The sequence below is a fragment of the Streptosporangium sp. NPDC003464 genome (assembly GCF_053588315.1).
In genome coordinates, this window is sequence record NZ_JBSFPS010000007.1 from 1 (window position 1) to 21225 (window position 21225).

The following is a 21225-nucleotide window of genomic DNA, read 5'->3' on the forward strand; positions in this document are numbered from 1 at the left end:
GGGCCGGACCGGCCCGCCGCGGGCACGTCAGAGGCCGGCCGGGCAGGCGCACTCCAGGGCGGCGCGGATCTCCTGGGCGGGATCGCCCGCGTGATAGGGCCGTTCGCTGGACTCGATGTTGTCGAGAAACTCCTGGTACCGCACGGCGTACGACAGGTGCGCGAGCGGACCGGCGAGGGCGAGCGCGCGGACCGGGTCGGAGCCGGGGACGCGGGCCGACCATGCCTCGGCCCAGAAGCGGGCCACCCGCGCCGCCCGCTCTCCGTCGGGGGTGAAGTCGCGCATCCGCAGGCCGTCCAGGACGGGGTGCCCGAAATGGCTGTCGGCGAAGTCCACCATGACCGTGCGCCGCCCGTCGGATCTCACGTTGCCGGGATGGAAGTCGCCGTGCACCACCGTGTGCGGCAGGCCGCACGCCTCCAGCGAGGCGATCAGCGCCGGCAGCCGTCCGGCCAGCCGCCGGGCCGAGGACAGCTCGCCGGGGCTCAGCTCCGCGGCCGCCGCGCCGTCGAGCAGCTCGTCGACCATGCCGGCCAGGACACGTGGCGTACGGTCGGGCAGCCCGGCCGGGACGCCCTCCACCCGTTCCGCGATCGCCGCCTGCGCGGCGACCAGCCGGTCCACCGCGTCGCGGACGACGTCATCGGGGGCGTCCCAGCAGTCCACACCGGGGACGTGGTCCAGCAGCACCCTGTGGCGCACCGGATCCGCGGCCACCACGGCCGGCACGGACTCCGGGGCCACCCGGGCGAACGCCCCGATGACGCTCGCCTCGCAGGCCGCGAACCCGGGAGTGGTCTTGAGCCAGACCGGGCCCCGCGCGGTCGGGATCCGGAACAGCCCGGACAGGTTCCACGTCTTCACCTGTCCGGCCGGCCCGCTCGGCGGCCGGCCCGAGGCGCGGAGCGCGGAGTCCGCCCACTCCAGCGCCTCCCGCACGCCCGAGGCGGTGGCCCAGTCGGCCCGCCGGGCGGCCGGGCCCACCAGGTCGCCGGAGCCGGCGGGCCAGGGGGACGGCAGCTCGCGGACGGGAGGCCGCAGCGCCTCGACATGGTAGGTCACGTGCCCGTCCCGGGCCCCCTCGCCGCCGTCGACGGTGAGCAGGCGCAGCACCGCCACCGGCACGCCGAGCGCCGGCTCCAGGTGCGAGACGACCGGCCCGACATCGGCCCACCAGGGAGTGTCCACCGGGAACGGGCCGACGGCCCCGAGCCGCCGGCCGTCCACGGTCACCAGCGCACTGACCGTACGGCCCGCCATCTGATCCATCAGGTCAGTCTGCTGGCCGGGGTGGCGGGGGGCGAACGGTTTTCCGGGGGGCCGGCCGTACGGCCCGCCGTCCGATCTGCGGGCGGAGTGGTGGGCGGTCCTCCGGGGTACCGGCCGTACGGCCGGCGACCTGATCCGTCAGGCCGGTCTGCTGGCCGGGGTGGTGGGGGGCGAACGGTTCTCCGGGGGCCAGCCGTACGGCCGGCCGTACGGTCTGCCGGCCGAGGTGGTGGGCGGTTCTCCGGGCGTGCCCGGGCCGTTCAGCTGGTCGGCTCCTTCCGCACCGCCTCCTCCTCGGCGGCCGCCTGCTTCTCCGCCTGGGCCCGCCGCTCCGCCCACTCCTGCGCCCGCTCGTCCGGTGTGGGCTCCTTGAGGCAGGCCGGGGGCGTCCCGTCTTCGGTCCAGGTGGCGTTGACGTTGGAGGCGTTGACCGGCCGTATGTCCGCGGCCACGTAGATCTCCAGGGCGAAGGCCATCACCACCAGGAACATCACCGCGACGCCCGGGAAACCCCCGATGGCCTCGGCCCCTTTCCAGGCGACCGCCCCCACCAGGGCGGACACCGGCAGGGTGAGCAGCCAGACCGCGGCTATCCGGGCCGCCGTACCCCACCGGACCCTGGCGACCCGCCGGCCCACCCCCGAACCCAGGATCGAGCCGCAGCACACGTGGGTGGTCGACAGCGGGAACCCGAAGTTCGACGCGGCGAGGATCATCGCGGCCGAGGACGCCTCGGCGGCGAACCCCTGCGGGCTGTTGATGTCGGTCAGCCCCTTGCCCACGGTCCGGATGATCCGCCACCCGCCGACGTAGGTCCCCAGGGCCATCGCGGTCGCGCTGCTCAAGATCACCCATGTCGGCACGGTCGCGCCGTCGCCGATCGCGCCGTCGGCGAGCAGCGCAAGCATGATGACGCCCATGGTCTTCTGGGCGTCGTTGGTGCCGTGGGCCAGCGACACCAGTGACGCCGAGCCGACCTGCCCGATCCGGAACCCCTGGCTGCGGATACGCGGCGGTACCTTCCTGGCGGTCCGGTGGACGAGGTAGGTGCCGACGGCCGCCGTGAGTATGGCCGCCAGCGGTAAGAGGACCGCCGGGACGAGGATCTCCGAGACGATCCCGGCGCCGTGGACCGCGGAGGAGCCCGCCGAGACGAGCGTCGCCCCCACCACCCCGCCGATGAGGGCATGGGAGGAGCTCGACGGCAGACCGAGATACCAGGTCACCAGGTTCCACACCAGCCCGCCCGCCAGGCCGGCGAAGACGACCGTCATCGTGATCGCGTCACTGGACACGATCCGCTCGGCGATCGTCGCCGCCACCTTCAGCGACAGCAGGGCCCCCACGAAGTTCAGTACGGCCGACAGCGTGACGGCCAGGTGCGGCCGCAGTGCCCTGGTCGCGATGGACGTCGCCATCGCGTTGGCGGTGTCGTGGAAGCCGTTGGTGAAGGCGAAGACCAGCGCCGTCGTGACCACGACGGCCAGCAGCAACGGGCCCACATCCATAACGTGCCCCTGATCGCCTCCGGCGATCGATAATCCATCCCTTCCGTAAAAAATTCAGAACCCCTGGTGACGGCGCGGGTGAACCTGACAGGCCCGTGGGCGGTTCAGTGGATCAGCTCGTAGGCCGCGGGCCTGACCTTCCGGGTGCGCGCCCAGTATTCGAAGGTGAAGCCCGGCCAGACCGTCCGGTTCACGCCGTGCTCGTCCAGGTACCAGCTCTTGCAGCCGCCCTCGTTCCAGACCAGCTCGTGCAGGCGGTTCTGGAGGCGGTCGTTGAACTCGCGCTGGACCTCGGGCCGGACGTCCAGGGCCCTGGCGCCGCTCCTCGACAGCAGGCGCAGGCAGTCGATCACGTAGCGGACCTGGGATTCGATCATGAAGACGACCGAGTTGTGGCCCAGGCCGGTGTTGGGGCCGAGCAGGAAGAACAGGTTCGGGAACCCGGCGGTGGTGATCCCGTAGTAGGCCTCGATGCCGTCCTGCCAGGCTTCCTGGATCTTCCGGCCCGCCCTGCCGATGATCCGCTGCTCGTTCAGCGCGTCGGTGACCTTGAATCCGGTGCCGTAGACGATCACGTCCACCTCGATCTCCCGGCCGGTGGAGTCGATGATCGAGTTCTCCCGGATCTCGGCCGCGCCATCGGTGATCACTTCGACGTTCTCCCTGCTCAGGGCGGGATAGTAGTCGTTGGAGATGAGGATGCGCTTGCAGCCGATCGTGTAGTCGGGGGTCAGCTTGGCCCGCAGCCCCGGATCGGGGACCTGCCTGGCCAGGTGGCGCAGGGCCATCGTCCGGTGCGCCTTCATCAGGCGCGGGTCGACGGTGAAGCCGAGCGCGCGGGTCTCCAGCGCCCAGTAGATCGAGTTGCGCAGCGCCCGCGCGGCGCCGGGCAGGGCGAGCGCCCTCTTCATCCGGGGCGAGATGGGGAAGTCGGGTTTGGGCTGGATCCACGGGGGCGTCCGCTGGAACAGGTGGAGCCGGGAGACCTGCCCGGCGATCTGCGGCACGAACTGGACGGCCGAGGCGCCGGTGCCGATCACCGCGACCCGCTTGCCGGTCAGGTCCACCGAGTGGTCCCACTCGGCCGAGTGGAAGGAGGGGCCCCGGAAGCTCTCGCGGCCCGGGATCTCCGGGAGCGAGGGCACGTGCAGCGCGCCGATCCCCGAGACCACCGCGTTGGTGGTGAAGGTCTCGCCGTCGCCGGTGCTGACCTGCCAGTGGTTGGCGCCGTCGTCGTACTCCAGCCCGACGACCTCCTTGCCGGACCGGAGGTGCGGCGCCAGGCCGTACTTGGCGACGCAGGCCCGCATGTAGTCCCGGATCTCGGTCTGCGGGGAGAACATGCGCGACCAGTTGGGGTTGAGCTCGAAGGAGAAGGAGTACATGTGCGAGGGGACGTCGCAGGCGCAGCCGGGGTAGGTGTTGTCCCGCCAGGTGCCGCCGATGTCGGCCGCCTTCTCCAGGATCACGAAGTCGTGGTAGCCGGTTTCCTTCAGCTTGATCGCCATGCCCAGCCCGGCGAAGCCGGAACCGATGATCGTTATCCCGGGGTGCGTGCTCATACGGTCTCCCTGCTGAGTCTCCTGACGGCGCATGGGCGTGGAGCCTCCTGACGTGCGGCCCGGCCGGTGGCGAGGGCGTTCCGTTTATTGGACTCGCTGTCTAATGTAATCGGCGGATCGTCACGCCGTCCACACCCCGCGCGGGTGAGCCGCCTCACACCGACCGGTCGGTATGAGACATTCCCAGGGAACGCGAAAAGCGCCGAGGGCGGTGCCGTCGGCGCTGTCGGTCGTCCGGTCCTTAGAGGATCAGGTATGCGGCTATGGCGGCGATCACCAGCACGGCGACCGCCACGGCGACCGGCACGGCCAGCGACCGCTTCTGGGGCGCGGCCTCGGGCTCGCTCCGCTGGGCGAACGCGCGGAACTGCTGGGTGTTGCCGGCCGGGTCGATCTGGGGTTCAGACATGGGACGACTTTAGCGATACGCAGTGCTCCCTGGCGTCGATTTGTGCCACTTTCGCGGAGGGCCCACAGCACGTCGGCCTGTTCCCCGCGCGGGGCACGAGACGCCTGGGACCTGTGGCGCGGGTGAGGCGCGGTACTGGGGACAGGACCGCCGACCGGGGCGGATAGCGTGGTGTCATGCTCCGGATCCTGTTCTCTCCTCGCGTGCTGGCGCTCCACCTGCTCGCGATCGGAGCGCTTGTCGTGTGCGGGCTGCTCGGCCGCTGGCAGCTCGGCGTCTTCGAGGACTCCGGCAAGCCCCACGCGACGCGGGACCCCGCCCCGGTGGCGGTCGGCACCCTCACCCAGCCCGGCAGGCACATGACGAGTGAGGCGGTCAGCCGCCGGGTGACGGCGGAGGGGACCTACGACCGGTCCAGGCAGCTCCTGGTGGCCGAACGGGACGGCGGGCTGTGGCTGCTCGCCCCGCTCGACCTCGGCGACGGCACCTCGATCCCCGTCGTGCGCGGCTGGGTGCCCCGGGCCGACGATCCGGCGGCCGCCGTACCCGAGGGCAGGGTGACCGTCACCGGGCGGCTGCAGCCCTCGGAGGCCACCGACAGCGTGCAGCGCCGCACCCGCCGGCTGCCGCAGGGGCAGGTGCTGACCGTCTCGTCGGCCGAGCTGGTCAACCTGTGGCAGGGCGCGAAGCTGCGCGACGGGTTCGTGGTGGCCGCCACGCAGTCCCCGCCCCCGACCGTCGCGGCCAAGCCGGTGAGCGTCTCCCCGCCGACCGAGGCCGGCGGCCTCACCTGGCGCAACCTCGCCTACGCCGCCCAGTGGTGGATCTTCGGCCTGTTCGCGGTGTTCATGTGGTGGCACTTCGTCCGCGACATCCTGCGCGGCCGTACGGCGGAGCAGGGGCAGGAGCAGGAGCAGGAGCAGGAGCCCGGCCCCGAACCGGCCGCCGCCTGAGGCCGCATATCGTTTCAGTGTCCGAACCCCAAGACCGAGGTAGATGACCGTGGAATCCGCCCTCAAGCCCTTCCGCATCCTGGCGTACGTCGTCGGCGTGATGCTGCTTGTCCTGGTCACGTGCATCGTGCTCAGATACGGCTTCGACATCGAGGGCCCGTCGAAGGTCGTCTCTCCGATCCACGGCTTCCTCTACATGCTCTATCTGGTGGCCGCGATGAACCTCGGCATGAAGGCCCGCTGGTCGTGGCCGTATGTCGTGGGCGTGATGCTGGCGGGCACCGTGCCGCTGCTGTCGTTCGTGTTCGAGCGCAAGGTCACCCGGCGCGTGGAGGCCGAGCTCGCGGCCGCCCCCGCCTGATCGTCGGCCCGGAGCCCGCCCGGCGGGCTCCGGGCCGGGCGGGCTCCCGCCGGGTCAGCGGCCCAGGCCGCGCCTGCGGGCCCGCTTGAGCCGCTCGCGCTGGGACGGGTCGAGCATCATGTATCCCACGACCGGGGCGGCGACGACGCCCAGGAGGACCAGCAGGGTCAGCCAGCCGGGCAGGATCAGCCAGGCCACGACCACGGCTATCCCGGCACCGATCGCGTATTTCTGGACGGGCGACATCGTCAACATCCTCCGAACGCGGAGCCGGCGCCCCGCCTGGTGTCATTCTGCGTCGTCCGTCCAACGTGTGGGCCCGCCGCCATGGTTCCATCCGAGATATATCGTGATTATCCGACCGGGGACGGGGGTGTCGCGGCACCGCCCCTCAACTGGTCCGTGCGCACCCAGGTGGCGTGGAAGCCGAGCGGCACGCGCCGGGGCAGGACGATCCGGGCGAGCGGCCCGGCGGCCAGGTCGGCGGCGTGCAGGACCTGCACCTCGGAGGTGCCCTCGCGCTCGTCGGTGACGAAGCTGACCAGATGGCCGTCGTCCTCGGCGGTGGAGCCCTCGCGCGGGGTGAACGGGGCCTCGCTGCCGTAGCGGTGCTCGCCGTAGTGGTAGGTCTCCTTGGCGCCGGTCACGTTGTCGTAGCGGACCAGGCCGTACGGCGCGCCGCACAGGTACCAGGTCGCGAGGACCCTCCCCCGGTGGAAGACCAGATCGGTGTTGGCCGAGTCCTTGAGGTTGAGCCCGCGGGTGTTGCCGGCCGGGTTGCCCTTGGGGTTCTCCATGACGCCGGTCCACAGCGACCTCCCGGCGGCCGGCTCCGCCTCGAACGCCCTGGTCCGCACGTAGCGGTTGCGGTATCGGGCCCTGCCGTCCTCGAAGTGCACGGCGTGCACCATGCCGTCGCCGTCGAACCAGTGGTAGCGCCCCTTCATGGGGAAGCGCGCGTTCGGCCCGTTACGCAGGTAGGCGCCGTTGAGATCCTTCGGGATCTCTCCGATGACCTTGAGGTTCTCGGCCGTGATCTCCTCCCGGGCCGGGGTGTATACCCCCCGAAGGTATGGATTCGGCTCCCCGGACTCATCGATGATCACCACAGGCTCGGCCATGTCCGGAAGCTTCGATAGGAGAAGTCAGCCCATCAACGGCCGTTCCGCCCGGGTCATTCCGTCATGGAGTGGGCCAAACTGTCTAACACAAGATCGAGTTGGTCGGTCCGGCATGCTTCGCCGGCGGATCCGAGTGGGCAGCGGAGGATGGATCGTGAGCGGCGCTGAGCGGAAGACGGCGCGAGCTGAGCTCAGTGCGATCGGACAGGCTCTGGCGATCCTGGGAGACCGCTGGGTGCTGCTCATCCTGCAGCGGGCGTTCCTGCTGCGGATCCGGACCTTCGCCGGATGGCGCGACGCGCTGGGGATCTCCGAATCGGTGCTCGCCGGCAGGCTCAAGGAGCTGGTCGGTCACGGCATCTTCGAGCTGGCGGCCTACCGGGACGGGCGGACGCGCCACGAATACCGGCTGACGGAGCGGGGCCTGGCCCTGTGGGCGCTGCTGGTGGCCATCCACTCCTGGGAACGGGACTGGGCGGACCGCAGGCGGCTGCCGCCGCTCCGGCACGAGCTGTGCGGCCACGCCGCCGAGCCGTACCTCGGGTGCGGCGCGTGCCTGCGGCCGATGAGCGCCCGCGACACCCGCACCGAACCCGGCCCGCTGACCACCTTCTCCCGGATCGGCCCGCCCCGCCGGCACCGGCGCACGGTCCGCCCCGGCGCCGCACCCGACCTGATCGGCTACTGCCCGGACTCGATGGAGATCCTCGGAGACCGCTGGAGCACCGCGATCCTGGCCGCCGCCCTCCTCGGCACCCGCCGCTTCGTCGACTTCCAGTCCGGCCTCGGCCTCGCGCCCTCGGTCCTCACCGACCGGCTGCGCCGCTTCGTCGAGCTCGGAGTCCTCGACCCGCGGCCCGACGGCTCCTACCGGCTCACCGACAAGGGCCTGGCCTTCTTCGAGGTCTTCGCCTTCCTGGTCGACTGGGCCCAGCGCGAGTTCCCCGCCCCCGAGGGCTCGGCCCTGGCCATCACCCACGCTCCCTGCGGCGCCGCCCTCGACCCGGTCCTGCTCTGCGCGGCCTGCGGCCGGGCGCTCCGGCGCCGCGAGGTCCGCTCCGTCATGGACCTCTGAACCGAGGCGGCGGCCATGGGTCCGCCGTGCCGGAGCCCGCTCCTGACATCCCGCTCATGCCCTTAGGGTCGCCTTTATGCGTTTTGGAGTGCTGGGACCGGTGACGGCCTGGACCGACGCGGGGGAGGTCGTGACGGTCCCCGGCCTGAAGGTCCGCGCGCTGCTCGCCGATCTGCTCGCCCACGAAGGACGGGTGGTGTCCGCCGACCGGCTGGTCGACGACCTGTGGGGCGACGGACCGCCCGCCAACCCGGCGGCGGCCCTGCAGGTGCGGGTCTCGCAGCTGCGCCGCGCGCTGGAGGATGCCGAGCCGGGCGGGAAGGACCTGGTGGTCTCGCGCGCTCCCGGCTACGCGCTGCGGGCCGGCCCCGACGCGGTGGACGCCGGCCGCTTCGCGCGGCTGGTGGAGGAGGGGGAGCCGGCCGAGGCGCTGGCGCTGTGGCGCGGGGCCGCGTACGCGGATTTCGCCGACGCCGAGTTCCTGCAGCCGGTGATCGCGCGCCTGGAGGAGGCCCGGCTGGCCGCCGTCGAGGAGCACGCGGAGGCCAGGCTGGCCGCCGGCGAACCGGTCGAGGTGGCCGAACTCGTGGCCGCGCACCCGCTGAGAGAGCGGCTGCGCGCCGTACACATCCGGGCGCTGTACCGGGCGGGACGGCAGAGCGAGGCCCTGGCCAGCTACGGCGAGCTGCGCGAGCGGCTCGCCGCCGAGCTGGGGCTCGACCCGTCGCCCGAGCTGGCCGAGCTGCAGGCGCGGATCCTGCGGCAGGACCCCGCACTGAGCGGCAGGACCGAGCGGCCGGTGACGAACGTGCCCGCCCCGGTCGGCGAGTTGATCGGGCGCGGCGAGGCGGTGGCCGAGGTGCGCGCCCTGCTGGAGGCGGGCCGGCTGGTCACTCTCACCGGCTCGGGAGGCGTCGGCAAGACCAGCCTGGCGCTGGAGGTGGCGCGGCAGGCGGCGGGCGCGCACCCCGACGGCGCGTGGCTGGTCGAGCTCGCCCCCTACGACCGGAACACGCCGTCGCTGGCCGAGGCCGTGCTCGTCGCCCTCGACATCCGCGAGGACTCCGCGGGCGTCCTGCCGCGGCTGGCCGACGCGCTGCGCGGGCGGCGGATGCTCCTGGTGCTCGACAACTGCGAGCACGTGGTGGACCAGGCCGCCGAGCTGACCGAGGCGCTGCTGCGCTCGGCGCCGGGCCTGCGGATCCTGGCGACCAGCCGCGAGCCGCTGAACGTGGCCGGTGAGGCGCTGTGGAGCGTGCCCGCGCTGGAGCTGCCCGAAGGGTCGGAGCTGCGCACCGTGGCCAGGGCCGACTCCGTGCGGCTGTTCGTGGCACGGGCGACCGCTTCGGCCCGCGGGTTCGCGCTCGACGCCCGCAACGCCGAGGCGGTCGCGCAGCTCTGTCGCAGGCTGGACGGCATCCCGCTGGCGCTGGAGCTGGCCGCCACCAGGGTCAGGGCCCTGGGGGTCCAGGAGCTCGTGGCCAGGCTGGACGACAGGTTCCGGCTGCTGGCGGGCTTCCAGCGCGGGGCTCCGGCGCGCCAGCAGACGCTGATGGCCATGATCGACTGGAGCTGGACGCTGCTCACCGACCCCGAGCGGATCGTGCTGCGCCGCCTGGCCGTGCACGCCGACGGCTGCACGCTGGAGGCGGCCGAGGCGGTGTGCGCCGAGGCCGGCGTCGACGTGCTCGACGTGCTGGCGCAGCTGGTCGACCGGTCGCTGGTGGCGGTCGTGGACGGGCCGTCGGGGGTGCGGTACCGGCTCCTGGAGTCGGTGGCGGCCTACTGCCTGAACCGGCTGGAGGACGCGGGGGAGACCGGGCGGGTACGGCAGGCGCACGTCGACTACTACGCGGCGCTGGCCGTACGGGCGGAGCCGTGCCTCCGGGGGCCCGAGCAGGTGCGCTGGATGCGGCGGCTGGACGCCGAGGCCGCGAACCTGCGGGCCGCCCTCGACGCCGCCCCGGCGGCCGACGCCCTGCGGCTGGTGAACTCCCTGGCGTGGTACTGGTTCCTCCGCGGCCGGCTCGGCGAGGGGCTGCGCTCGCTGGAGTCCGCGCTGGCCCTCGGACCCGACGGGCCCACCGCCGACCGGGCGAGGGCGCGGGCCTGGCACGCGGGGTTCGCCCTGTCGCTGGGCCAGGACGTCGACTGGGAGCCGGCCCTGCGCTTGGCCGAGCCGGGCGAGCGGGCCAGGGCGGAGCTGTTCGTCGGGCTGTGCGCGGCCGACCCGGCGTCCTCACAGGCGCTGGTCGACAGCGCGCTCGCGACCTTCTCCGAGGTCGGCGACCGCTGGGGCACGGCGGTGGCCCTGAGCCGGCACGCCCGCGACGCCTTCACCCGACGTGACCTCGAGGCCCTGGAGCGCGACGGCGGCCGGAGCGCCGAGATGTTCCGGGAGCTGGGCGACCAGTGGGGCCGGTTGCAGGCCACCGAGTGGCTCGGCGGGCTGGCCGAGATCCGCGGCGACTACGAGCGGGCGAGCGCGCTGTTCGCCGAGGGTCTGCGGACGGCCGAGGAGCTCGGGCTGTGGCCCGAGGCCGTGCGGCGGCTGTCGTGGCTGGGCTGGATCGCGATGAACACCGGCGACTACGGGCGGGCCATGGAGCACTGCGGGCGGGCGCTGCGCCTGGCCACCGGGCAGGGCTACCGGGAGGGGCAGATCTTCGCCGAGATGGGGTACGGCTACTCCGCCCGCCGGGCCGGCCTGCTGGAGGTGGCCGAGACGCGTCTGGGCCACCTGCTCGACGGCGTCCCGCGCGACGGCGAGCCCCCGCTGTTCCTGCCCTCGGCCCTGGCCGAGCTGGGCTTCGTCCATGAGCTGCGGGGCGACGCCGAGGGCGCGCGCGAACTGTTCCTGGAGGCGTTCGCCGCCGCGAGGAGGGTCGGCGATCCCCGCACGACGGCGTTCGCCGTCGAGGGCCTGGCGGCCGCCTCGGCGCCCGAGGAGTGCGCCCGGCTGCTCGGCCTGGCCGCCTCGGCCAGGCGGGCGCACCGGACCCCGGCCTCCCGCTCGGAGGAGGACGAGGTGCGGCGGATCACCGCCGGGGCGATGGACGCGCTCGGGGAGGAGGAGTTCGCCGCCGCCTACGCGCGCGGCTCCGAGCTGACCTTCGACGACGTGGCCTGAACCGCCAGGTGCTCGGCCAGGCGGTCGAAGAACTCCAGCCAGCCCGCCCTGGCCTGCTCGGCGTGCTCGGCGTCGGTGTTGACCCCGAACTGGTGGAAACGCATCGTCGTGCCGTGCTCGTGCTCCTCCAGCGTGAGGGTCGCCACCGAGGCGGGCCCGTCGCCGGGGTCGTCGGGGTCGCCGGTGGTGAAGACCAGCCGGCCCGGCCCGGCGACCTCGCGGTAGACGCCCCGCAGCGTGACCTCGAAGCCCTCCTCGCCGACCAGCGTGGCCTGCCAGGCGCCGGCCGGGCGGACGTCCAGCACGACCCGGTCGGCCGGGGTGGTGAAGACGCGCGGGCCGAACCAGCGGGCGAAGCGCTCCGGCTGGGTCCAGGCGGCGTACACCTGCTCGCGCCGCGCCGTGAAGTCACGGACGATCTCGTACTCGGCGGTCTCCATCTGGTCTTCTCCCTCAGGGCTTCGCGGATCGCTTCCGACGGGATCCACGGTGCCGGAGGCCCCTTACGATCCCCTTCCGCTCCGCTTAAGGGCCGGCGCGCGGGCCCGGAACCGGCCGGCCCGGCGGTGTCCCGACGCCTCCCGCCCCGCCGGTCGCCGGCGGCCGCGCCGTGCTCAGCCCTTGCGGGTGAGCGCCCCGACCGCCCAGCCGGCCGCGGTGCGGGCGCCCTGCCTGATCTCCTCCTGCGGCTCGCCCGACAGCCGCTGGTACTGGATGTCGATGATCAGATTGTTGACGCGGACGACCACGGTCGCGCCGTAGCCGTAGTTGGTGACCTCGCCGGCGAACGCCTCGTTCCCCAGCCCCTCGACCTTGCGGGGCGGGGTCTGGGTGCGCCCGTCCTTGGTGCCCGCGGTGCGGGTGCCGGCGGCGAAGCGGCCCGCGAACGCCCGGGTGGCCTCGGCCGCCGCCGGATACAGCTTCGCGGTGACGGAGAGCTGGCGCTGCAGGGACGAGGGGGCGGAGGAGTCGGCGGTCCCCCACATGCTGCCGTCCCCCCATTCGCTGGGGTCGGCCACCTCCAGCCGCGCCATCTGCTCCGCGGTGAACAGCCTGTCCAGCCGGGGCGTCCTGGCGAAGGGGCCGGGGTCCACGTAGGGCGCCGGGCGGACCGTCGGAGCCGGTGCCGGAGTGCCCGACATGCTCCACACCACCGCTCCGCCGGCGAGCGCGAGCACGCACGCGACGGCGGCCGCGACGAGGACGGGCCCGCGGCGTGACCTCCTGGGCCCGGGGGCGAGGTTCTCCAGGGACATGCGGACGGAGGTGGCGTCGGGCCGGTGGGCGGGGTCGGCCGACAGCAGGCCCTCCACCAGCGGGGCCAGCGGGCCGGAACCGGTCGGTACGGCGGCGGGGGCGGCCACCGGCATCCCGTCCGGCATGCGGGGGACGGTCTGGGAACCGGTGTCCGGGGCCCGCCCCTCGATGGCCGTGAACAGGGTGGCGCCCAGGTCACGCAGGTCGCGCAGGTCGCCGGTGGGCACGGGGGCCGCCACGCCGGTCAGCACGGTCCGCCCGTCAGGGGTGAGCAGCACGGTCTCGGGGGTGGCGGCGAGGTGGATGCCGCGCTCGTGGGCGGCGGTCAGCGTGTCCAGCACGCGCAGACCGACCTCGGCCGCGCGCTCGGCCGGCAGCGGCCCTTCGGAGCGGACAGTCTGGAGCAGCGAACGGCCCTCGACCGACTCCAGGACCAGCCACATCCGGTCGGGGGCGGAGATCACGTCGTGGAGGGTGGCGACGCCCGGGTGCCGGAGGTCGGCGGCGGCGCGGATCTGGCCGAGGAGCCAGTCGCGGTGGGGGCCGGGAGGCGGGAGCCGTACCTCGGCGATCGTGACGTCGCGGTTGAGCAGCTCGTCACGGGAGCGCCAGGTGGTGCCCGCGCGGTCGCGGCGCTCCAGCAGCCGGTAGCGCCCGGCGAGCAGGTTCGGATCGGTCATGACCGCGGCTCCGGCGCGGACGTCTCAGTCACGGCTGTTCAACTCCTCGGCGACCTGGCGCGCGACGTGGAGGGCGTGCCTGCGCAGCTCCGTGCCGGCGCGCCTGCCCTTCTCCGACACGTTGGCCTCGATCAGCAGGTTGCTCACCCGGAAGCGGACGACGGCGTGGACCCGGTCCAGGGCGGTGACGTCGTAGGAGAACGCCTCCGCCCCGACCCGGCCGACGTTCCTGAGCGGGCTGACCGACCCGATGGGGCCGGTGCCCGCATCCGCCCTGGTCCTCGTCCGTTCGGCGGCGAAGAACTCGTGGGCCGCGTCGGGGGCGCTCCGGCCCGGCACGGGCGCCTGGTGGGTGAGGGAGACGCGGATCTGGCGCCCGCCGGCCGGGCTGTCCCAGACGCAGTACGCCTCCCGATCCTGTTGGGCCGGCATGTCCATGGGCGTCGCGCCCGGCACCACGGCCCGGCTCTGGGCCCCGGTCAGCAGGGTGCAGGGTTCCGGGGCGGCGGTGAAGCGCCCGGCCCGGGGGTCGGGCGCGGTGGGAGAGGCGCCGGGCGCCGCCTGGCCTCCCGAGACCGTCACGAGCACCACCGCGGCCGCGGCCGCCGCCGCGGCCACCCCCGCCCCGACGAGCCACCCGGTACGGCGGGGCCGGGACGGCGCCGCCGGCTCCGGCGGGGTCTGCGGGGAGAGCGGCCCGGCGGGCAGCCCCTGGGCGACCCGGTGCAGCGCCGCGCGGAGAACGGCCTCTCCGGGACGCTCCCGGGGGTCCTTGGCCAGCACCGCCAGCAGGACGGGGGTCAGGCCGTCCGCCCGCGAGGGGATCGGGGTCTGCTCGGTGAGCACCGCGCCGAGGGTGGCGACCGGCACGCCGCGCTGGAAGGGGCTGCGCCCTTCGACGGCGGTGTAGAGGGCGGCGCCCAGGGACCACAGGTCGGCGGCCGGGCCGTCACCGGTGCCGCGCAGCCGCTCCGGGGCCATGTATCCGGGGGAGCCGACCAGCGCGTCCGGAGAGGTGAGCTGGACGTCGCCCTCCAGCGTGGCGATGCCGAAGTCGGTCAGCAGCACCCCGCCGTCGTGGGCGAGCATGATGTTGGCTGGTTTCACGTCGCGGTGCATGATGCCCCGGCTGTGCGCCAGGGCCAGCGCGTCGAGCACGGCCAGGCCGATCGCGGCCACCCGCGGCGGCGGGAGCGGCCCGTCCTCACGGATCGCCTGGGCCAGGGAGCGGCCCCGGATCAGGTCCATCACGATCCACGGGCGGCCGTCCTGGGCGATGACGTCGTGCACGGCCACGATGGACGGATGGCCCAGCCGGGCGGCGGCGCGGGCCTCGCGGAGGGTGCGCTCCCGCAACTCGGCCCGCTGCGCCTCGGGGAGGCTCGGGTCGAGCTTGACCTCCTTGATCGCCACCTCGCGGTGGAGCAGCTCGTCCTGGGCGCGCCAGACCACGCCCATCCCGCCCGCGCCGAGCCGCTGCAGCGCCCGGTAACGGCCCGCGAGCACGGGCAGCGGCAGCTCAGCCATCGGTCTTCAGGGACTGGGTGAGCCAGCGGGCGACCTTCTGGGCCCCCTCCGCGATCTTTCCGTCCCGGTCGTCCTTGACGCCGCCCCGCTCGTAGTCGACCTGGGCGATCAGGTTGCCGGTCCGGAAGACCACGGTCACCTTGTAGGAGCCGCCGTAGAGGTTGATCGAGCTGTAGCCGGCCGTGCTGAACGCCTCCTCGCCGATCCCCTTCAGGGTCTGGGGCGGCGCGGGCTTCGGCGTCGCGAACTTGCCCCTCTCTACGGAGTCGGTCCTCTTGCCGGCCAGATACTCCTTGGCCCGCTGGACCCCGGAGGCGTCCGCCTTCTGGGCGACCAGCCGTACGCGCAGGTCGAACTTCTCCGGGCCGGGCTTGCGCCAGTCGTGCTGGTTGAGCCAGTCGCACGCGGCGGGCTCGACCTCCGAGCTCCGGAAGCCCGGCACAACCTCATTCGCCTGCTGGTCGTCGAGCAGGCTGCAGGCGCGGGGAGCGGCGGCGAACAGGCCCTTGCCCGCGGCGACGGGCTCGGCGGTGGGGCCGTCCCCGCCGGAGCCGCCGGGCGGCGAGACCAGCAGGAAGCCGATGGTCGCCGCCATGCCGACGACCAGGACACCGGTCAGCGCCACGATCGGGCGGGGCACGAGCACCCCGGCCCGCTGCCTGGAGCGTCCGGCCGGGTCCGTGGGTTCGCCCGGCGCCGGGGCGGCGGCGAGCGCGTCGCGCGGCCCGGCGGAGGCGGAGGCGGAGGCGGGGACGAGCTCCCGCGAGGCGGGGGCGCCGGGGGGCGCCTGCCGGGGGTCCGGGACGGGAGGGATGGCCGACGGATCGGAGGCGGGCCGGGGCGGCATGGTGTCCGCCGAGTCGAAGGGGGGCGGCTCGGCGGGTGTCGAGACGCCGGGCCGCGCGTCCGCGGGGCCGGACGGCGCGTCCGGGGGGTTCGACAGGGTGCCCGAGGGGGACAGCACGTCCGGAGGGCCCGGCAGGACGGCCGAGGGGGACAGCGCGTCCGGGGGAGACGGTGCGCCGGCGGAGACCGGCGACGGGCCCAGCAGGTCCGCGGGGGCGGAGATCGGTGACGGGCCCAGCAGGTCCGCGGGGGCGGCCAGCACGTCCACGGGGAACGGCGCGCCTGCGGAGGCCGGCGGGCCCGAGGGGGACGGCGCGCCGGCGGAGACCGGCGACGGGCCCAGCAGGTCCGCCGGGACCGGCGGGTCCACCGGGGCGGCCGGCGTGCCCCCCGGGGCGGGGGGCAGCGGGGTGGGGGCCTCACCGCGGTTCTGGGAGACGCCGAGCAGGATGTTGCGCAGGGTCCCGGGCTCAGGCCGCTGGGCCGGGTCGCCGGAGAGCAGCTGGAACAGGATCGAGGCGAGCGGGCCCGCGTTGTCGAGGGATCCGCCGGGGGACGGCTGGCGGCCCTCGACGGCGGTGTAGAGGGTGGCACCGAGCGACCACAGGTCGGCGGCCGGGCCCGTCACGCCCTCGGGGGCGGTGAAGGTCGGGGACCGGAAGGTCGGCGCGCTCAGGATGATCTGGTCGTGCGGGCCGAGCAGCACCGAACCGGGCCGTACGTCGCCGTGGAGCAGCCCCCGGGTGTGCACGGCCACGAGCTGGTCCAGCACGGCCAGACCGACGGTGGCGGCCTGCTGCGGCGTCATCGGCCCGAGCCGCCCGATCACCTGCTCCAGCGAGGCCTGTTCCAGCACCGCCGGGCTCGGTGCGCCGGCGGGGGCCGGACCGGCGGCGGGCGCGCTGGCGTGCCTGCCCTGCGATCGAGGGACGTCTGGGTGGTTCATCGGGTCGCTTTCTGCTTGTTCAGCGCGTTCGCGATCCAGGTGGCGGCGGTGTGGGTGCCGGCCTGGATCGCGGGGCCGTCCTTGCTGCCGTCCACCACGGTGTAGCTGACGTCGACGACGAGGTTGTCGACGCGGAGCACCGTGTGGCTCTTCTCAAGCCTGCCGGTCTTGCGGTTCTCGTAGAGGTCGTAGCCGAACGCCTCGTCCCCGACCGGCTTGACCTCCAGCGGGCCGGTGGCCCGGGCCGACCGGGTCCCGGCCTGGATGCCCGACCAGCTCCAGGCGGTCTCCCCGTTGGGCAGGGTGCCGTTGCGCTGGTTGACGAAGAGCTCGTGGGCCTGGCGCGGGCTCTTGCCCCACTGCTTGCCGCCGCCCACCGGATACACCTCCAGACCGATCCCGGAGGTCGTCCACTGGCAGCCGCCCTGGTTGGTCGGCTCTCCCTCGGTCTTCAGGGCCGGCAGGAGCTCCTTGACCCGGGCCGCCGGGACCAGCTCGCACAGGTCCACCGGGGTGGCGAAGACGCCCGGCCGCTCGCTGAGCCGCGCCGGCGGGCCCGGGGCCGCGGGGCCGGCGGTCAGGTGGGTCACGCCCATGGCGGCCCCGATGACCGCCGCCACCGCCGCCACCTCGACGGCCGCCCACAGGGCCGTGCGTCCCCTGCGCGGGGCGGGCGCCTGAGGGAGGGGGACGGCCGGTCCGGGGCCGGACGGGAGGGGGAGCGCGGAGGACGGGTGGGACGGGAGGGGGAGCACGGGCGCCTGGCGGCCGAGCGCGAGCTCCCGCAGGGCCTGGGCGACGGCGTCGAAGGACGGCCGCTCCTCGGGCCGGGGGGCGAGCATGAGCATCAGCAGCGGGCCCAGCGCGCCCGCCCGCTCCGGCGCCCTGGCCGGCTCGGTGAGCACCCGGCTGATCGCCGAGATGGGCGTGTCGGCCGGGTGCGGCGGCACCCCCTCGACGGCGAAGTAGAGCGTGGCGCCCAGGGACCACAGGTCGGAGGCGGGACCGCCGCGCTCGCCGCGCAGGCGCTCCGGGGCGATGTAGTTGGGCGAGCCGACCAGGCGGCTGGTGGGGTCGGCCGTCGCCTCGCCCTCGACCACGGCGATGCCGAAGTCGGTGAGGACGGCCCGGCCGCTCCGGGTGAGGAAGACGTTGCCGGGTTTGACATCCCGGTGCACCACCCCGGCGGCGTGCGCCGCGGCGAGCGCGCTGAGGATGCCCACGCCGACGCGGGCCGCCTGGTGCGCCGGCAGCGGCTGCCTCTCGCGGACCGTCTGCTCCAGGGAGGCGCCCGACAGCAGCTCCATGACGAGCCAGGGCCGCTCCTGCTCGACGATCACGTCGTGGACGGTCACGATCGACGGATGCTTGAGCCGGGCGGCCAGGTTCGCCTCGCGGAGCGCCGCGGCGCAGGACTCCTCCCGCCGGGCGGGGTCGAGATCCGGCGGGAGCCGTACCTCCTTGACCGCCACGTCGCGGCCGAGCACTTCGTCGGCGGCCAGCCAGACGGTGCCCATGCCGCCCTCGGCGAGGGGATTGAGCAGCCGGTAGCGGCCCGCTAACACTCGAGTGTCGATCCTGCTCACCCCGTTCGATGTCCCATCGCGGACAGAAACATAGCCACTTAGTGCTCTATGGACCAATGAATGACGATCATCGCCCGATCATCGGCCCCTGGCTTCTGTTTTCATAGTCCGACGGGACGCGCCCGGCCGCGCCGGACGGCCGGCACCGGGCGCTCCACCGGCGGTCAGCGCCGGACGCTCCACCGCTCGTGGGCGCTCCACAGGCGCCGCCAGAGCTTGGCGCGCTCGGCGGGGGTGACGTCGTCCAGCGGCATGCCGAAGACGTCGGCCAGCAGTTCGAAGTAGTCGCGCTCGGTCTCCACGGTCATGGTGTGCTCGCGGTCGCCGAGCCGGGTGAGGACCAGGCCCCGCAGGATGTCGACGCCGCCCGCGTCACGTCGCTGGACCGTGGCCACGCGCACGAAGCCGGACTCGGGCGAGGTGGACAGACGCTCGTGCGTCGCCGCGAACGCCTGCATCTCGGCCCGCTCGGCGCGGAAGTCCAGGCCGAAGAAGGTGCCGCGCGGGTCGTGGTCGAACCGCCAGCCGCCGGGCTCGGCCTGCGAGGGGCGCACGCCGTAGGTGAACGGGCCCTGCCGGTAGACGCCCTCGACGAGCGGGAGCGGGTCGTGGAACCCGTCGCCGAGTCCCTGGTCGACCATCCACCGGCCGCCGGGGTTGTCCTCGGAGGGCAGGCCGGAGACCGTGAGGGAGAGGTGGCCGCCGTCGGCGCCCGCCGGGTCCCCGGCGGTGTGCTGGGGCCCGCCGAAGTGGCGGGTCACCTGGTAGCCGAGCGCATCGAGGAGCAGGGAGAAGGCGCCGTTGAGGTGGAAGCAGTAGCCGCCGCGCCCGCCGATGATCCGCGCGGCCGACTCCACGGGGTCCACTGTCGTGGGGCGGCCCAGCCAGATCTCCAGGCATTCGTACGGCACGCGCTCCACATGCGCCCGGTGCAGCAGGTGCAGGGACTCCACGCTCGGAGGGCCGTCGACCTTGGCCCCGATCCTGCGGAGGTACGCCGTCACGTCGGTCACTTCGCCACCATAACGGCTGATTATCTGATTGATATCCGGGTGGACCGTCGGTACGCTGACCGTCCCTTCGAGCACCAAAAGGAGGTGAGGAGCAGATGTCCACCACCCTGGTCACGCGCTCCCGCCTCGGGCGACAAGCCGCCTGAGAGCCGGAGAGCGCACGCTTTCTGGAGTTCTGACGTGTCTGACCTGTTCTTCCGCCCGCTCGGCGCGGGCGAGTACGACCTGTTCCACAGCTACGGTCCGTTGCCGGCCTCCGGCGTCGGCGCGCGCGGCATCCCCTTCGACGAGCTCGGCTACCGGCCGGACTGGCTCTGGGTGGCGCTGCGCGGCGACGAGGTGGTCGCCCGGGCCGCGTTCTGGGGCCCGCCGGGCTCCGAGCACCCCTTCAGCCTCGACTGGTTCGACCCGGGCACCGGGCCCGACCGGATCGAGGTGGGCGCCGCCCTGCTACGGGCCGCCTACGCCGAGCTGGTCACCCCGGAATACTCCGCCCCCTCCGGCGAGCGGCCCGACTTCCACCTGTTCCTGCCGGTCGACTGGCGTGAGCGGCCGGACGCCGTCGCCGACGTCGCCGACCGGGTCGAGGCGGCCGAGCGGGCCGGGCTGCGCCACTCCGTCGAGCGGCTCAACCTGCGCTGGATCCCCGACTACGGCCTGCCGCCCAGGTCGACCCGGCTCACCTTCACCCCGGCCGAGGACGACGGGACCGTGGTGGACCTGCTGGCCAAGATCGCCGAGGGCAGCCTGGACGCCTGGGACCGGCGGAACCTCGCCGAGAAGGGGGTGCGGGCGACCGCGGAGGCGACCCTGGTCGACGTCGCGGGGTTCCCCGGCGGACGCCACCGGTGGCGGCTGGCCCACGACGCCTCCGGTGATCTGGTCGGCATCGTGATGCCCACCCGGAACTCCAAGTTCGCGACGATCGGCTACATCGGGGTGGACCCCGCCCACCGAGGTCACGGCTACGCCGACGACATGGTGGCCGAGACGCTGCACATCTTCACCGCCGAGGGCGAGCCCGAGGTGAGGGACTCCACCGACGTGGGCAACGCGCCCATGGCGGCCTCGTTCGCCCGGATCGGCTACCAGGTCGTCAGCCGTCGGATGATCATGATCTGACCCGGCGGGGCCTCCGCGCGCGCGGAGGCCCCGCACCCGCGGGCACGCGCCGCGGTTCCGGACGGGTACGTGCGCAGAACCTTCACAATTCACCACAGGCCGCCTGCACAGGACCGGTCTACGCTGCCCGGCATGACACTCCCTCAACGACGTGTCCTCGTGGTGGAGGACGACGAGACGATCGCGCGGGCCGTACGGCACCGGCTGGCCGCCGAGGGCTTCGACGTCCAGGTCGTCGGCGACGGCCAGGAGGCGCTCGCCGCCTACGCGGGGTCCGCGCCCGACGTGGTGGTGCTCGACCGGCTGCTGCCCGGCCTCGACGGGCTGGAGGTCTGCCGGCGGATGCAGGCCGCCCGGCCGGTGCCGGTGCTCATGCTCACCGCGCTGGGGGAGGAGACCGACCTGCTCGTGGGGCTCGGGGTCGGGGCCGACGACTACATGACCAAGCCGTTCAGCATGCGCGAGCTGGTCGCCCGGGTGCACGCGCTGCTGCGCCGGGTGGAGCGGGCCTCCCAGCTCGCCGTGGCGGACCCGGTCATCCGCGCCGGCGACGTGGAGATCGACACCGCCGAGCGCCGGGTCTACGTGCGGGGCGCCGAGGCCCAGCTCACCCGGACCGAGTTCGACCTGCTCTGCCGCCTCGCCGAACGGCCGGGCCAGGTGTTCGAGCGGGAGCGGCTGCTGGCCGACATCTGGGGGTTCTCCGAGGCCGCCGCGACCCGCACGGTCGACAGTCATGTGCGCGCCCTGCGCCGCAAACTGGGGCCGGGCGTCGTCCGGACCGTCCACGGGGTCGGATACGCCCTCGTCCGCCGCTGAGCCGGCCTGCGTCCCCGCCACTCCAACACAGGGATGTGACG

Annotated in this window: 18 protein-coding genes; 6 read left to right on the forward strand and 12 right to left on the reverse strand. The window is 73.9% G+C overall.

The annotated features are described in order from the left end of the window. Positions 1-27 precede the first annotated feature (27 nt). From ACWDS7_RS02825 to ACWDS7_RS02840, 4 genes are all read right to left on the reverse strand, one after another. Positions 28-1269 (reverse strand): phosphotransferase family protein, encoded by a 1242-nt coding sequence (locus ACWDS7_RS02825; protein WP_451927824.1) that lies wholly within the window; start codon positions 1267-1269, stop codon positions 28-30. A 260-nt stretch (positions 1270-1529) separates the two neighbouring features. Beyond that, positions 1530-2777 (reverse strand): anion permease, encoded by a 1248-nt coding sequence (locus tag ACWDS7_RS02830; protein ID WP_451927825.1) that lies wholly within the window; start codon positions 2775-2777, stop codon positions 1530-1532. 104 nt (positions 2778-2881) lie between these two features. Continuing rightward, entirely contained in the window at positions 2882-4339 is a 1458-nt protein-coding gene (locus tag ACWDS7_RS02835; protein WP_451927826.1) for a flavin-containing monooxygenase, read from the reverse strand. A 241-nt stretch (positions 4340-4580) separates the two neighbouring features. Then, on the reverse strand, positions 4581-4748 hold the full coding sequence (locus ACWDS7_RS02840; RefSeq protein WP_306858737.1) for a hypothetical protein: 168 nt from the start codon (positions 4746-4748) through the stop codon (positions 4581-4583). Between the two features lie 176 nt (positions 4749-4924). Between ACWDS7_RS02840 and ACWDS7_RS02845 the strand changes: the two genes are divergently transcribed. Continuing rightward, positions 4925-5701, forward strand: coding sequence for an SURF1 family protein (locus ACWDS7_RS02845; RefSeq protein WP_451927827.1), 777 nt, complete (start codon positions 4925-4927; stop codon positions 5699-5701). 43 nt (positions 5702-5744) lie between these two features. Then, entirely contained in the window at positions 5745-6062 is a 318-nt protein-coding gene (locus ACWDS7_RS02850; RefSeq protein WP_306858734.1) for a DUF3817 domain-containing protein, read from the forward strand. Between the two features lie 54 nt (positions 6063-6116). Here the strand turns inward: ACWDS7_RS02850 and ACWDS7_RS02855 are convergent, their stop codons facing one another. Together ACWDS7_RS02855 and ACWDS7_RS02860 are read right to left on the reverse strand one after the other, a co-directional pair. Continuing rightward, entirely contained in the window at positions 6117-6308 is a 192-nt protein-coding gene (locus ACWDS7_RS02855) for a hypothetical protein (protein WP_306858732.1), read from the reverse strand. A gap of 107 nt (positions 6309-6415) precedes the next feature. Beyond that, positions 6416-7183, reverse strand: a complete 768-nt coding sequence (locus tag ACWDS7_RS02860) for a carotenoid oxygenase family protein (RefSeq protein ID WP_451927828.1) — start codon at positions 7181-7183, stop codon at positions 6416-6418. A gap of 154 nt (positions 7184-7337) precedes the next feature. Here ACWDS7_RS02860 and ACWDS7_RS02865 point away from each other — a divergent pair, with 154 nt between their 5' ends. After that, positions 7338-8258, forward strand: a complete 921-nt coding sequence (locus ACWDS7_RS02865; RefSeq protein ID WP_451927829.1) for a winged helix-turn-helix transcriptional regulator — start codon at positions 7338-7340, stop codon at positions 8256-8258. Between the two features lie 76 nt (positions 8259-8334). Next, the gene (locus ACWDS7_RS02870) at positions 8335-11388 is read left to right on the forward strand and encodes a BTAD domain-containing putative transcriptional regulator (protein WP_451927830.1); all 3054 of its coding nucleotides are present in this window, start codon (positions 8335-8337) and stop codon (positions 11386-11388) included. On the opposite strand, the gene ACWDS7_RS02875 is transcribed toward ACWDS7_RS02870, so the two are convergent. The 6 genes from ACWDS7_RS02875 to ACWDS7_RS02900 all read right to left on the reverse strand — a co-directional run bounded on the left by ACWDS7_RS02875 (position 11346) and on the right by ACWDS7_RS02900 (position 19243). Further along, positions 11346-11828 (reverse strand): SRPBCC family protein, encoded by a 483-nt coding sequence (locus ACWDS7_RS02875; RefSeq protein ID WP_451927831.1) that lies wholly within the window; start codon positions 11826-11828, stop codon positions 11346-11348. The two genes, ACWDS7_RS02870 and ACWDS7_RS02875, sit on opposite strands and share 43 nt — an antisense overlap. 174 nt (positions 11829-12002) lie before the next feature. Beyond that, positions 12003-13325, reverse strand: a complete 1323-nt coding sequence (locus tag ACWDS7_RS02880) for a hypothetical protein (protein WP_451927832.1) — start codon at positions 13323-13325, stop codon at positions 12003-12005. 24 nt (positions 13326-13349) lie between these two features. Beyond that, on the reverse strand, positions 13350-14852 hold the full coding sequence (locus ACWDS7_RS02885; protein ID WP_451927833.1) for a serine/threonine-protein kinase: 1503 nt from the start codon (positions 14850-14852) through the stop codon (positions 13350-13352). Beyond that, entirely contained in the window at positions 14845-16644 is a 1800-nt protein-coding gene (locus tag ACWDS7_RS02890; protein ID WP_451927834.1) for a hypothetical protein, read from the reverse strand. The genes ACWDS7_RS02885 and ACWDS7_RS02890 overlap by 8 nt, the downstream gene beginning before the upstream one ends. After that, positions 16641-18230: a serine/threonine-protein kinase gene (locus tag ACWDS7_RS02895; protein WP_451927835.1), complete on the reverse strand. Its 1590-nt coding sequence runs from the start codon at positions 18228-18230 to the stop codon at positions 16641-16643. Before ACWDS7_RS02895 ends, ACWDS7_RS02890 begins: the two co-directional genes overlap by 4 nt. Before the next feature lie 164 nt (positions 18231-18394). Beyond that, positions 18395-19243, reverse strand: a complete 849-nt coding sequence (locus tag ACWDS7_RS02900; RefSeq protein WP_451927836.1) for an arylamine N-acetyltransferase family protein — start codon at positions 19241-19243, stop codon at positions 18395-18397. Between the two features lie 180 nt (positions 19244-19423). On the opposite strand from ACWDS7_RS02900, the gene ACWDS7_RS02905 reads away from it, so the two are divergent. Beyond that, positions 19424-20365: a GNAT family N-acetyltransferase gene (locus ACWDS7_RS02905; RefSeq protein WP_451927837.1), complete on the forward strand. Its 942-nt coding sequence runs from the start codon at positions 19424-19426 to the stop codon at positions 20363-20365. A 132-nt stretch (positions 20366-20497) separates the two neighbouring features. Beyond that, positions 20498-21184, forward strand: a complete 687-nt coding sequence (locus tag ACWDS7_RS02910; RefSeq protein ID WP_306858713.1) for a response regulator transcription factor — start codon at positions 20498-20500, stop codon at positions 21182-21184. The last annotated feature ends 41 nt before the right edge of the window (positions 21185-21225 follow it).